At 71.0% G+C, this 12,763-nt stretch carries 12 protein-coding genes and 1 pseudogene; 8 read left to right on the top strand and 5 right to left on the bottom strand.

Annotated features, from left to right (window positions below):
• Window positions 1–133: 133 nt before the first annotated feature.
• The 3 genes from ACYVF7_RS35475 to ACYVF7_RS35465 all read left to right on the top strand — a co-directional run bounded on the left by ACYVF7_RS35475 (window position 134) and on the right by ACYVF7_RS35465 (window position 3,390).
• Window positions 134–1,282, top strand: coding sequence for a sensor histidine kinase (locus tag ACYVF7_RS35475; protein ID WP_460349336.1), 1,149 nt, complete (start codon window positions 134–136; stop codon window positions 1,280–1,282).
• Between the two features lie 62 nt (window positions 1,283–1,344).
• Window positions 1,345–1,983 carry a response regulator gene (locus tag ACYVF7_RS35470; protein WP_460349334.1) on the top strand — a complete coding sequence of 213 codons (639 nt, stop codon included), beginning with the start codon at window positions 1,345–1,347 and terminating at the stop codon, window positions 1,981–1,983.
• A 204-nt stretch (window positions 1,984–2,187) separates the two neighbouring features.
• Window positions 2,188–3,390 (top strand): alpha/beta hydrolase fold domain-containing protein, encoded by a 1,203-nt coding sequence (locus tag ACYVF7_RS35465; protein ID WP_460349332.1) that lies wholly within the window; start codon window positions 2,188–2,190, stop codon window positions 3,388–3,390.
• A 4-nt stretch (window positions 3,391–3,394) separates the two neighbouring features.
• On the opposite strand, the gene ACYVF7_RS35460 is transcribed toward ACYVF7_RS35465, so the two are convergent.
• The 4 genes from ACYVF7_RS35460 to ACYVF7_RS35445 form a co-directional block, all read right to left on the bottom strand.
• Window positions 3,395–4,624, bottom strand: coding sequence for an EAL domain-containing protein (locus tag ACYVF7_RS35460; protein ID WP_460349330.1), 1,230 nt, complete (start codon window positions 4,622–4,624; stop codon window positions 3,395–3,397).
• Window positions 4,625–4,777: 153 nt separating this feature from the next.
• Complete coding sequence (locus tag ACYVF7_RS35455; protein WP_460349328.1) at window positions 4,778–5,173, bottom strand: ABC transporter permease; 396 nt, start codon at window positions 5,171–5,173, stop codon at window positions 4,778–4,780.
• A gap of 80 nt (window positions 5,174–5,253) precedes the next feature.
• On the bottom strand, window positions 5,254–6,324 hold the full coding sequence (locus ACYVF7_RS35450; RefSeq protein ID WP_460349326.1) for a DUF2330 domain-containing protein: 1,071 nt from the start codon (window positions 6,322–6,324) through the stop codon (window positions 5,254–5,256).
• A gap of 309 nt (window positions 6,325–6,633) precedes the next feature.
• Window positions 6,634–6,873, bottom strand: coding sequence for a hypothetical protein (locus ACYVF7_RS35445; protein ID WP_460349324.1), 240 nt, complete (start codon window positions 6,871–6,873; stop codon window positions 6,634–6,636).
• A gap of 279 nt (window positions 6,874–7,152) precedes the next feature.
• Here ACYVF7_RS35445 and ACYVF7_RS35440 point away from each other — a divergent pair.
• The 5 genes and pseudogenes from ACYVF7_RS35440 (at window position 7,153) to ACYVF7_RS35420 (ending at window position 12,078) form a co-directional block, all read left to right on the top strand.
• Window positions 7,153–8,750, top strand: a pseudogene (locus ACYVF7_RS35440) (ABC-F family ATP-binding cassette domain-containing protein).
• A 126-nt stretch (window positions 8,751–8,876) separates the two neighbouring features.
• Window positions 8,877–9,089, top strand: coding sequence for a helix-turn-helix domain-containing protein (locus ACYVF7_RS35435; RefSeq protein WP_141961196.1), 213 nt, complete (start codon window positions 8,877–8,879; stop codon window positions 9,087–9,089).
• A 120-nt stretch (window positions 9,090–9,209) separates the two neighbouring features.
• A complete protein-coding gene (locus ACYVF7_RS35430; RefSeq protein ID WP_460349321.1) occupies window positions 9,210–9,971 on the top strand; it encodes an enoyl-CoA hydratase/isomerase family protein in 762 nt (253 codons plus the stop codon).
• Window positions 9,972–10,073: 102 nt separating this feature from the next.
• Window positions 10,074–11,132, top strand: a complete 1,059-nt coding sequence (gene bioB, locus ACYVF7_RS35425; RefSeq protein ID WP_460349319.1) for a biotin synthase BioB — start codon at window positions 10,074–10,076, stop codon at window positions 11,130–11,132.
• 151 nt (window positions 11,133–11,283) lie between these two features.
• The gene (locus tag ACYVF7_RS35420; RefSeq protein WP_460358286.1) at window positions 11,284–12,078 is read left to right on the top strand and encodes an aldo/keto reductase; all 795 of its coding nucleotides are present in this window, start codon (window positions 11,284–11,286) and stop codon (window positions 12,076–12,078) included.
• Window positions 12,079–12,102: 24 nt separating this feature from the next.
• Here ACYVF7_RS35420 and ACYVF7_RS35415 read toward each other — a convergent pair whose 3' ends face one another.
• Entirely contained in the window at window positions 12,103–12,483 is a 381-nt protein-coding gene (locus ACYVF7_RS35415; RefSeq protein WP_460349317.1) for a substrate-binding domain-containing protein, read from the bottom strand.
• Window positions 12,484–12,763 lie beyond the last annotated feature (280 nt).

Here is a 12,763-nt window from a genome sequence, read left to right as displayed (position 1 = left end):
GGTCCCATCGTCGGCCGGGAGACCTCGCCGGACGCTCGTCGCGGGTGATGAATCGGGGGTCCTCCTTTCGATGTACGCGTCGATCGGCCTCTGGCCGGTGCGAACACCCTCGGGGGGATGGTGGGATCGACCCATGCGATGGACGACGCGGCAGGACGCGTTGCTGGCCGCCGCCGCGCTCGCCGGCGGCGCGGTGATGCTGGCCGCCCACTCCTACAGCCAGTGGCCCGGGCGGCCTGACGTCGGCGCGGTATGGCGGGCGATCCCCCTGCTCGGGGTCTGCGCGGCGATGCTCTTCCGCCGGACCGCGCCGATGGCGGCGCTCGCCGTCGCCACGCCCGCCGTCGTTGCCGACACCGTCTTCGGACTGAGCTTCCCGACCATCGCGATCTTCACCGACGCGCTCTACGCGGCGACGCTCTACGGCCCGGCCGCCGCTCCTCGCCGCGTGCTGACCGCGACCGGAGCCGTGACGCTCGCGCTCACCGGGGTCATCAGCCTCCTCGACGCCAGCAGTCCCGGCACGATCGTCACCAACCTCGCGAGTCTCGCTCTCGTGCTCGTGGGACCGGTTCTCACCGCGATCGTCGTCCGCGAGCACCGCGACCGGGCGGAGGCGGAACGCGTGCGCGCCGAGCAGGTCGCCCGGCTGGCCGAGCTGGACCGCCGGGAGGCGGTGGCCGACGAACGCGCGCGGATGGCACGGGAGTTGCACGACGTGATCGCCAACCATCTCAGCGCGGCCGCCCTGCACTCGTCGGCGCTGCTCTCGGTGCCGGACATGGACGCCGCGGCCGTACGGCGAGCGCTGGAGGTGATCAGGGAGAACAGCGTGCAGGGGCTCGCGGAGATGCGCCACATGATCGGGCTGCTGCGCGGAAGCGAGGGCGCCGGCCCCGCGGCGCGTCCGCGCCTCGACGACGTCGCCGTCCTCGTCGAGCGCACCCGGCGAGACGGACTCACCACCCGCCTCACCACGGACGGCGAGCCCGCGGAGTTGCCGGCCGCCGTCGAGCTGGCCGCGTACCGGATCGTTCAGGAGTCGCTGACCAACGTCGTCAAGCACGGCGGCGACGGTGAGGCGGCGATCGCGATCACGCATGGCCGGGACGCCGTCACCATCGTCGTCGACAGTCCGCTCGGCGGGAGGACGGGGGTTCCGGGGACCGGCACCGGTCTCATCGGGATGCGCGAACGGGCGTCGCTGCTCGGTGGCTCATTCGCCGCCGGCCGGGACGGCGGCCGATGGCGGGTCCACGCCCGGCTTCCGCTGGACGGATGAACGAGTTCACGCCGGCTGGAAGAACCACTCCCGACTGCCGGCAGGCGAACGAAGGAGAGAGAATGACCATCCGGGTGCTGGTCGCCGACGACCAGGCGGCCGTACGGGCCGGGCTCGTGCTGATCCTGGGCTCCGCGCGCGGCATCGAGGTCGCCGGTGAGGCCGCCGACGGCCGGGAGGCGGTCGCCATGGCCCGTGAGCTCCGTCCGGACGTGGTGGTCATGGACGTCCGGATGCCGCGCCTCGACGGCATCGCGGCCACCCGGGAGCTGGCCGGCGTCGCCGACGTGCTCGTGCTGACCACCTTCGACCTCGACGAGTACGTCTTCGGCGCGCTGCGGGCCGGCGCCGCCGGCTTCCTGCTGAAGGACATCGACGCGAATCGTCTCGTCGAGGCCGTACGGCTGGTCGCCGCCGGGGACGGCTTCATCGCGCCGGGGGTCACCCGGCGGCTGATCTCCGCCTTCGCCGCCACCCGCCCGCCCGCGGCCACCGGACCGGTGGGCGCGCTCACCCCTCGGGAACGCGACGTGCTCGCATGCCTGGGGGAGGGGCTGTCCAACCAGGAGATCGCGGCCCGGCTCGCCATGGCGGAGACGACGACCAAGACCCACGTCAGCCGCATCCTCGCCAAGCTGGGGCTCCGCAGCCGCGTCCAGGCGGCGATCTACGCCCAGGAGATCGGCCTGACCTCCGCCTGAATCCCGATCGCGAAGCCCGCCCGGCCGTCGCCTGCCCGAACCCCAGAGCCTGGCCGGAACCTGCGTCGCCTGCCGGAATCCCAGAGCCCGGCCCGAACCCCGTCATCGGCCCGAACCGTCGGGAATCCGGGCGTGTGGCTGTGGTCACGTTGTCGGCGCGCGCTCCGTGATGGATCGTGAAATCGGACGACCCTCGGAGGCACGATGCCGTACGTTCTGCTCGCCTCGGGCGTCCTCGCGCTGCTGACCATGGTCAACGCGCTGTGGCCGCGCCGAGGGCGCCTCCTGCTGATCCCGGGCTTCTTCGTCGCGTGGCTCACGATCGAGCTCGCGCCCTGGGTTCTCGTGATCGAGGCGGTGGTCACGGCGCTCATCGCCGGCGCGGGAGGTCTCGCGGGCGCGGCCGGCTGGGCGGGGCTCGCCGCGACCGTCCTCGGCTGGGCCGGACTGGCGGTCGTGATGGCGCGGGCGCGGCGGACGACGGTGACCGTCCGGGAGTGGAGCGCCGAACTGGAGCTCGATCCGGGGGAGCGGGCACCGGCGTTTCCCCGGTCCCACGTCGTCTTCCCCTTCCTCATGACCCGCCGTTCCGGGGTGACGCGGACCCGAGACATCGCGTACGGGGACGAGCCGGACATGCGGCTCGACGTCTACCGGCCTTCGGAGCCGGGGGAGCGCCGCCCGGGGATCATGGAGGTGCACGGCGGGGCCTGGATGATCGGCAGCAAGCGGGAGCAGGGCATCCCGCTGTTGAACCACCTCGCCGCCAACGGCTGGGTGGGCGTCAACGTCGACTACCGGCTCAGCCCGCGCGTGAAGTTCCCCGACCACCTGATCGACCTCAAACGGGCGATCCGGTGGTACCGCGAGCACGCGGCGGAGTACGGGGCCGACCCGGACTTCCTGTGCGTCACCGGCGGGTCGGCGGGCGGCCACCTCGCCGCCCTCCTCGCGCTCACGCCCGGTGCCCCGGAGTACCAGCCAGGGTTCGAGGACGTCGACACGACCGTGCGGGCGGCCGTGACCTTCTACGGCGTCTACGACGTCGCCGCCCTGCTGGACGGCGGCTCGAAGACGTTCACGTCCGCCATGGAACGCCACGTGATGGGCGTACGGCGGGCGGAGCACCCCGAGGCGTACGAGAAGGCCTCACCGGCGCACTGGATCAACGCGGACGCGCCGCCCTTCCTCGTCGTCCACGGGAGCCTCGACACGCTGGTGCCGGTGGCGCAGGCGCGCTCCTTCACGGAGCGGCTCAGGAAGGTGTCGACCGCCCCGGTGCTGTACGCCGAGATGAAGGGCGCCCAGCACGCCTTCGACATCTTCCCGTCGTACCGTACGGCCCGCGTCATCGAGGGCGTCGAGCGTTTCCTCACCTCGGTGCGGCGGGCCGGGCACCCCGTCTGAAACGTCAGTGCTCGAGGGCGGACAGGCTGCGGATCAGGTCGCCGACCCGCGCGATGCCCAGGCAGCGCCCGACCTCGTCGATCACCACGAGGTCTTCGTAGACGCGCTCGGCGTCGTCGCCCGCCGCGCGGAGGGCCGCGATCGCGGGCACCGTACGCGGGACCGGCCGAGGCGCGTCGGCGAGCCGCGCGGCCGGCTTGTGGGCGTGCAGGGCGTGGCCGTACGCCCCGGCGAGCCGGAGCAGGAACCGGGTGCGGTCGATCATGTGCCGGGGGCGCTGGGCCTGGTCGACGAGCACGACGCTGCTGGTGGCCGGCTCCGCGTTGAACACCGAGAGGACCTCTTCGGCGGTGGCCGTGTCGGGCATGACCGTCGCCGGCATCATGAACTCCGTGACGCGCGGACCGAGCCGGTCGCGTTCGACGTCGCGCGATCCGACCGGGACGTTCACCGGCACCCCGGGCAGCCACTGCGGAGACGCCAGCAGCGGTCCCTGCGCGAGCCGCACCCCGCGTCCCCGCAGGTGGGTGAGCTGATCGTCGGATATCACGCCGGGGGCGAGCACATGACCGCCGATGCGGCGGCCGAGCGCGACCAGAGCCTCGGCGATCGCGGAGCGCCGAGGGTCCGCGGTGGCCCGCCGGGTCACCTCGGGCGTGAGCATCAGGATCGTCGGGGCGATGTCGGCGACGAACCGCGTCGGCAGGTCCCCCGCCTCCAGGGCGAGCAGGTACCCGGCGGAGCGAATCCCGCCCAGCCGGGCGGCGGCCTCGTCGAGCGACACCCCGCCGAGGCCGCCCGTCACCCCCAGGATGACGCCGCCGGGTCGGCGGCCCAGGCTCGCCAGCGTCCGGTGCAGCCGCTCCATCGGCCGGTCGTACACGAGCGTCCCCATCCGCAGAACCATCAGGATGGGGAGCAACGTCTCCCGGCGGGACAGGGAACGGGCGGCGAGGATCGCGCAGTCGACGTCGAGATCCGGATCCAGGACCGGGGGACCGGGCACGGAGGGCGCCACGGCGACGACGGTTCCGGCGTCGAGGTCGACGATGGGGTGGAAGGTGACGTGTGCGGTAGGCGGGACGTCCGAACGCCCCGCATGCGTCGAAGGCGGGATGTCGGAACGTCCCGCGAACGCGGACTCCGCGCGCGCTGCGTGCGTCGAAGGCGGGACGTCGGGACGCCCCGCGAACGCGGACTCCGGGCCGCCGGGGGCGGCGGCGAAAGCGGTCACGGAACCATTCTGCGACCTCTTCCACGCCGTTGGACGGCTCTGACCTCACTATTCATCGGAAATTTCACAGTTTGCCGCTGTTCCGATATCGGGCGGGCCGTGTTTGTGATAGGCGGTCTTCCGTAACCTCTCCGGCGCGTGCGGCGGTGCCGGTCAGTACGTGCGGTTGAGCATCACGATCGACAGGAAGTAGGTCACGCCCGCGACGGCGGCGAGGCCGGCGAGAAGACCGATCTCCGCGCCGCGCAGCGCCTGCACCAGCATCGCCGCGACGATCACCCCGACGAGCACGTCACCGGTCATCGCGGCGGCGCGCAGATGGATCCCCGAGCGCCTGCCGACTCCGAACGCCTCATGCGTGGTGAGGACCGACTCGCCCCGGCGGTAGGCCAGCAGAACCCCGTAGCCGAGAAGCACCGCGAACCCCACCAGACCCGTCGACATGTGCCCCCGGGAGGCCTCGGTGGCTCCGATCGCGACACCGGCGGCGATGGCGAGCGCCGGTGCGATCCACCGGCCCACACGCCGGCGTTCGGGAGCGATCCACATGCCCGACATCCTCCCACCGGGCCGCCGTTCCCAAACCGACGGTGACGAAAATGGCGATCACCGGTCAGAGCGGCCCTTGGTCACGAGGGCTGTGGGACGCGTCCGCGGCGTGTGCGCCGGGAACGCCGGGTCACCACCACCACGAGCACCACCACGGCCACGAGCGCCGCCACCGGTGCCGCGAGCAGCCACAGGAAGGCCGGCACGCCCAGGAACGTCACCAGGCCGCCCTCCACGTAGTCCACCTGCCGGTACGGCGTGTCACCGGCGTTGGCGAACGTCAGGTCGTCGGTGAAGTCGGACGGGGGGATCCCCTGGCGCACCACCTCGGTCAGGAACGCCCCGCCGCCCACCAGGCCGCGCAGGCCGGGGGAGGAGACCTGCGAGGGGCTCACCCGGCCCGCGTACGTGGTGAACAGCCCGAGGCCCCGGACGGTGACCCGGTGGGGCGCGAGGACGTACAGGTGCACGGCCTGGGGCGTGCTCGCCAGCCGCGACAACCGGATCGGGTAGACCGGCGCGGCGGTCGTGAACCTGATGCGCAGCGGATCGAGCTCACCGGTGAGCGGGCCGTTCTCGGGGGCGAGCCTGATCGCCGTGTAGGTCCACCGCCGTGCCACGTACGGTTCGAGCGCTTGGGCGAGCCGACCCTTCAGGCGGTATCCATGGCTCGTCAGCCAAGACGCGAGTGCGTGCGAATCACGGGCCGACAGCGTGGTGACCTCGAAGGGGCCGAGCCGCTGCCGCTTGAGCACCCCCACGCCGCCGCCCGGTCTCGGTGCCGGGGCGCCCGCCACGCGGGCCGGGCCAAGGTTGGGGAACCAGTGCCGGCGCTTCACGACACGGGGTTCGGTGAGGCGGTCGAGCTGCTCGAACCAGCCGCGTTCGCCGAGGGTCACCGTGGCGCGGGCCGGCGTCGGCATCAGCCACGCGGCGTCGCGGGCGCTGGACCGCACCGACAGACGCATGACGATCTCCTCCGCCGAGCCGTCGTAGCGGACGATGGAGGTCTCCTCGGCGACGTTGACTCCGGAGTCCGTCGAGGTGATGAGCGCCCCGCAGCCGCAGGCCCAGGACGGTCGGACGACGCCCAGTGTGGCCGCGGCGACCACGAGGGGGATCAGGAGCCGGGCGAGCGATCTTCCGCGCATGCCGGCTCAGACGCGGGGGGCGTCAGGACGGTTTCGGGCCGCGGATCACGATCCGGACTCGGCGCGGTCCGCCGGTCAGGGGGCGGGGGTCAGTAGGGGAGCACGCGGCCGGAGGGGGTGCGCAGGTCGAGCTCGGCGGCTGAGGTCGGACGCGGGCGTTTGACCTTGACCTGCTGGATGCGGCGCATCAGACGATCTCTCCTCGGAGGTCAGGGGATGGAAACGGTCGATATCCACTCTCGCCGTGGGAACGGTGCGCGACTACGGGAGGACTCCCCGTATGGGTACGCATTTCCGCCGGGATATGAGTCACTCGCGGCCCAGCCGCCGCAGGAGCACCACGCGCCGTTCCTCCAGCCGCCCGAGGAGCGCCTCCTGCTCATCGGCGTTCTCGATCATCGCGGCATTCTCCGCGGCATCGGTCGGGCCCTCGTCCCGGTCGCCGATCCGCCGGCGCATCTCCTCCAGGTTCGGGCGGATGGACGCGATGTCCTCCTCCACCACCCGGAGCTCCTCCTCCAGGTCCTCCCTCGACTGATCGTCGGCCATGTCACGGCCTCCACTCCTGGTCGTGCGGTCCGCCGGGCGCGGCGAGCCGGTCGCCGTACACGTTTCCCCCTGATCCCGGTCGTCACACGTGGAAGATCACCGAGTTCCCTCCGCCGGAGGCGGCGATGCGGAGATCCCGGCGTTGTCCCCTACACTGAGGACCATGCTTGCGAGCTGATCAGGCGCTCCAAGGGCGCGGCCGGGCCGGATGAGGCACCGGGCGGCGCCCTTTTCGTCGTCCCCGCCTCTCCCAGCCCGCCCCCCAGGAGCGTTCTCACTGTGATCACCGCCCGTGACATCGAACTCCGCGCCGGCTCCCGTCTGCTGCTCGAGGGAGCCACGTTCCGCGTCAACCCCGGCGACCGGGTCGGCCTGGTCGGCCGCAACGGGGCCGGCAAGACCACCCTCACCAAAGTGCTCGCCGGAGAGGGCCTGCCCGCCGCCGGCGAGGTGACGCGATCCGGCACCGTGGGTTATCTCCCGCAGGACCCCCGCACCGGCGACCTGGAGGTCCTCGCCCGCGACCGGATCCTGTCCGCGCGCGGACTGGACGAGGTCATCAGGGAGATGCGCGAGGCCGAGGAGAAGATGGCGTCGGGCGAGGGCGCCGAGCGCGACAAGGCCGTCCGCCGGTACGGCCGGCTGGAGGACCGGCTGCACGTCCTCGGCGGCTACGCCGCCGACGCGGAGGCGGCCTCCATCGCCTCGAGCCTGAATCTTCCGGACCGGGTGCTCGGTCAGCCGCTGCGGACCCTCTCCGGCGGTCAGCGCCGCCGGGTCGAGCTGGCCCGCATCCTGTTCTCCGGGGCCGACACCCTCCTGCTCGACGAGCCGACCAACCACCTCGACGCCGACTCGATCTCCTGGCTCCGCGAGTTCCTGAAGTCGCACCAGGGCGGCCTGATCATGATCAGCCACGACGTGGGCCTGCTCGACGCGGTCGTGAACAAGGTGTTCCACCTCGACGCGAACCGCAACGTCATCGACCTCTACAACGTCGGCTGGAAGACCTACCTGACCCAGCGGGAGACCGACGAGCGGCGCCGCAAGCGCGAGCGCGCCAACGCCGAGCGCCAGGCGGGCACCCTGCAGGCCCAGGCCGACAAGATGCGGGCCAAGGCGACGAAGGCGAAGGCCGCACAGCAGATGGAGCGCCGTGCCCAGCGCCTCCTGGCGGGGGTCGAGGACGAGCGTCAGGCCGACAAGGTGGCCAAGATTCGGTTCCCGCGCCGGCTCCGTGCGGCAAAACGCCGCTCATGGCGCGAGCTTTGTCCAAATCGTACGGTTCGTTGGAAGTCTTCGCCGATGTCGACCTAGCGGTTGATCGGGGCAGTCGAGTGGTCGTCCTGGGCCTCAACGGCGCGGGCAAGACGACCCTACTGCGCATGCTCGCAGGCGTCGAAAAGCCCGATACGGGCGAGCTTATCGACGGACACGGCCTACGGCTCGGGTACTACGCCCAGGAGCACGAAACGCTCGACGTCGACCGTACCGTGCTGGAGAACATGCGGTCCGCCGCCCCCGACCTCCCGGAGACGGAGACGCGCAAGATCCTGGGTTCCTTCCTGTTCACCGGGGACGACGTCGAAAAGCCCGCAGGCGTGCTCTCCGGAGGCGAGAAGACCCGCCTGGCGCTGGCCACTCTCGTCGTGTCCAGCGCCAATGTGCTGCTGCTCGACGAGCCCACGAACAACCTCGATCCGGCGAGCCGCGAGGAGATCCTGGCGGCCCTCCGCACCTATGCCGGGGCCATCGTTCTGGTGACCCACGACGAGGGCGCGGTGCAGGCGTTGCAGCCGGAAAGAGTGATCTTGCTTCCGGATGGTGTAGAGGACATCTGGAGTGACGAATTTTCCGATCTCGTGGCACTTGCCTGACCTGCACTGCAGCCTTGACCCAAGGAAGCAGATCTTTTCTGGCGTAGTGGGTAGCCGATCGCGCGCGAATGTCTGATCATGGCTGGGGATAACGCAGCGGTCACCGCATCACTACGGGAGGTACTCGTGGCCGAGACCCTAAAGAAGGGCACCCGCGTGACCGGTGCCGAGCGAGATAAGTTGGCGGAGCAGTTGAAGAAGCGTTACGACTCCGGCGAGAGCATCCGTGCCCTGGCTGCAGCAACCGGACGGTCGTACGGCTTCATCCACCGCATCCTCACCGAGTCCGGCGTGAATCTGCGCGGACGCGGCGGGGCTACCCGCGGTAAGAAGTCCTAACGGACTAGCTCCCCCCAACTCTCGGCGCCGGACCGCATGAGAGGCCACCGTGCCCGACCCGCTAGGGTCGGGCACGGTGGCGGGCCTTTCCGCCACGACGCACACGCCGGAAGGGGCGTCATGGCGGACTCACCGCTCACCACCGCCGAGCTCGAACGAGCCGGTCTGCGCCTCGACGTCGACGACGCCGTGGCGACGATCACTCTGGCCCGGCCCGAGCGGCGCAACGCCCTGACCTTCAGCACGTGGCGGACGCTCGCCCGGATCGGCGAGACGTTGCCGAGTGGTGTGCGCGTCGTCGTCGTACGCGGCGACGGACCGTCGTTCTCGGCAGGGATCGACCTGCGCCTGTTCAGCCCGGAGGGCGTTCCCGGAGAGGACACCGCCGGCCCTCGCGACGAGGAGTTCATCGCCGGCCTGCAGGCCGGGTACCTCTGGCTGCGCCGCCCCGACATCGTCTCCATCGCCGCCGTCCACGGGCACGCCATCGGCGGCGGCTTCCAGCTCGCGCTCGCGTGCGACCTGCGCGTGGTCGCCGACGATGTGAAGTTCGCCATGAAGGAGCCCGCGCTCGGCATCGTCCCGGACCTCACCGGCACCAAGCCGCTCGTCGACATCGTCGGCGTGCCCCGGGCCCTGGAGATCTGCCTGACGACCCGTACGATCTTCGCTGACGAGGCCGCCCGCCTCGGCCTGGCCGAGCTGGTCGTGCCCACCGCCGAGCTCGACTCGGCGGTCGCCGACCTCGTCGCGGCGATCCTGCAGGTCAAGCCGGAGACGGCGGCCGCGACCAAGCGGCTCCTGCGGCAGGCCCCGCACAACACCCTCGAGGAGCAGGCGGCGGCCGAGCGCCGCGAGCAGGTGCCCCTCCTCGGCGGCTGAAGCGCGCGGCGGCGTCAAGTAGACCGCGCCTACAAGCCACGGTCCGCCCTGTTGTGCCGGTGGCTGTTCCGCGCCTCGAGCGCGACACGGCAGACTCGCCCCATGGACGATCTCGTGGATCCGATCGTGGTCAAGGCGATGCGCCGGGAGGCGCCGACCCGGGACGAGGCCCGTGCCGTGCTCGGCGTCTCCGACGCGGGCACGCTCGAACTCGTCGCGGCGGTCGGGCGCGTACGGCGGAAGTTCTTCGATGACCGCGTAAAGCTGAACTACCTGGTCAACATGAAGAGCGGCCTGTGCCCGGAAGACTGCTTCTACTGCTCCCAGCGCAAGGGGTCCGACGCCGACATCCTCAAGTACTCCTGGCAGGACACCGAGGAGATGGTGCGCGCGGCCGACAAGGCCGTCGCGCGCGGCGCCCGCCGGGTGTGCCTGGTGGCCAGCGGCCGGGGGCCGGCCCAGCGGGACATCGACCGGGTCGGCGAGGCCGTCCGGGAGATCGCCTCCCGCGACGTCGAGGTCTGCGTGTGCCTCGGCCTGCTCAAGCCGGGCCAGGCCGAGCAGTTGCGCGAGGCCGGGGCGTTCGCCTACAACCACAACCTCAACACCAGCGCCGAGCGCTACGGCGACATCTGCACGACTCACGGCTTCCAGGACCGGGTCGACACGGTCAACGAGGCGGCGGCGGCCGGGCTGTCCCCGTGCTCCGGAGCGATCTTCGGCATGGGAGAGAGCGACGAGGACGTCATCGATGTCGCCTTCGCGCTGCGTGAGCTGAACCCGGACTCGGTGCCGGTGAACTTCCTCATCCCGTTCGAGGGCACGCCGTTGGCCCGCACCTGGGAGCTGACGCCGCTGCGCTGCCTGCGCATCCTCGCGCTGTTCCGGCTCGTCTTCCCGGACGTGGAGGTGCGGCTCGCCGGCGGGCGGGAGATCCACCTGCGAAGCCTGCAACCGCTCGCGCTGCACGTGGTCAACTCGATCTTCCTGGGCGACTACCTCACCAGTGAGGGGCAGGCCGGCGACGACGACCTGCGGATGATCGCCGACGCCGGTTTCGTCGTCGAGGGCGCCGAAGAGGGGAAGGGCCCGGAGGCCCGGCGCGACCTCGTCGCCATCCGCGACCGCGGAATAGGGACCGACAAAGAGGGCAATACCTGATGATCCACCCCCTCGGCGGCTGAACCGGCCCCGGCCGGAGGCGCGTTCCGGTCGGGGCCCTACCGTGTGGAGGGCAAGAAACACGACAACAAGGGAAGGACTCTTCCTCGTGACCACCGTCCCGACCGTGACCCTGAACACCGGTGCCACGATGCCGCAGCTGGGGTTCGGCGTCTGGCAGGTTCCCGACGAGGAGGCCGTCTCGGCGGTCCGCACCGCCATGGAGGCGGGCTACCGCAGCATCGACACCGCCGCGGCGTACGAGAACGAGGCGGGCGTCGGCAAGGCGATCGTCCTGCCCGAGGTGCCGCGCGACGAGCTGTTCGTGACCACGAAGCTGTGGAACGGCGACCAGGGGTACGACCGAGCGCTGCGGGCCTTCGACGTGAGCCTGGACAAGCTCGGCGTCGACTACGTCGACCTCTACCTGATCCACTGGCCGCTCCCGGCCAAGGACGCCTACGTCGAGACCTGGAAGGCCCTCGAGAAGGTGTACAACGAGGGCCGCGCCCGGGCGATCGGCGTCTCGAACTTCCAGATCCCGCACCTGCGGCGGCTCCTGGAGGAGACGGACGTCGTCCCCGCCGTCAACCAGATCGAGCTGCACCCGTACTTCCAGCAGGAGGAGCTGCGGGCGTTCCACGCCGAGCACGACATCGCGACGGAGGCCTGGAGCCCGCTCGGCCAGGGCGGCACCCTGCTCAAGGACGACACCGTCGCCCGGCTGGCTGCCGAGCACGGCAAGTCCCCGGCGCAGATCGTCCTGCGCTGGCACGTCCAGATCGGCAACGTGGTGATCCCCAAGTCGGTCACGCCGTCCCGCATCCGCGAGAACATCGAGGTCTTCGACTTCGAGCTGAGCGACGACGAGCTGGCCGCCATCGCGCGCCTGAACCGCGGCGAGCGTATTGGACCGGACCCGGACACCTTCAACCTCGGCGCGTGACCGGCTTGGGAGGCCTGAACGCCTTCAGGCTCGCCGCGTGACCGCTTTCGGCGGCCCGACGGAGGCGCGTTCGACGAACGCCGTCGGCAGGAAGTAGTCGCGCGGCTCGGAGCGGTCGCCGCGGATCCGGGCGATCAACCGGCGGGCGGCCTGGGTGCCCAGGTCGTACGCCGGTTGCGCGATGACGGTCAGCGCCGGCCGCACCACGTCGGCCCAGTCGGCGTCGTCGAAGCCGATCACCGACAGGTCGTCGGGCCACCGCAGGTCTTCGGACTGCAGGGCCGTGAGCACGCCGAGCGAGATGATGCTGTCGGTGGCGAACACGGCCGTGGGCGGGTCGGCCAGGCCGAGCAGCGTGCGTATGAGAACGGTTGAGCGCCTGACCGGTGTTGGGCGGCCGCGCACAACAACAAATCTGCTAACACAGCGGATCTGGGTTATTACTTTGGGTTGTCGTCAGGGTCGGCTGTGGCTAACCTTCGAACGTGCGTTCAGCCTCGTTTTCCAATCCGTCCCCGACCGGTGGTCCTGGCCGTGGGTTTGCCGCGTCGTTCGTGGTCTCGGGGTCGTCGGGCGTTGCGATCCGTGATCGCCTCAGGCGTCTGACCGCCCGCGATGAGATGGTGTTGCGAGCGGTGGGCGCTCATCTGGGGACGTTGGCCTCAGGTGATCTGAAGACGAGGTG

It is taken from the genome of Actinoallomurus acanthiterrae (assembly GCF_054775715.1).
Note: the sequence above shows the minus strand (reverse complement) of the source record. Positions and strands in the feature narration are given on the sequence as shown.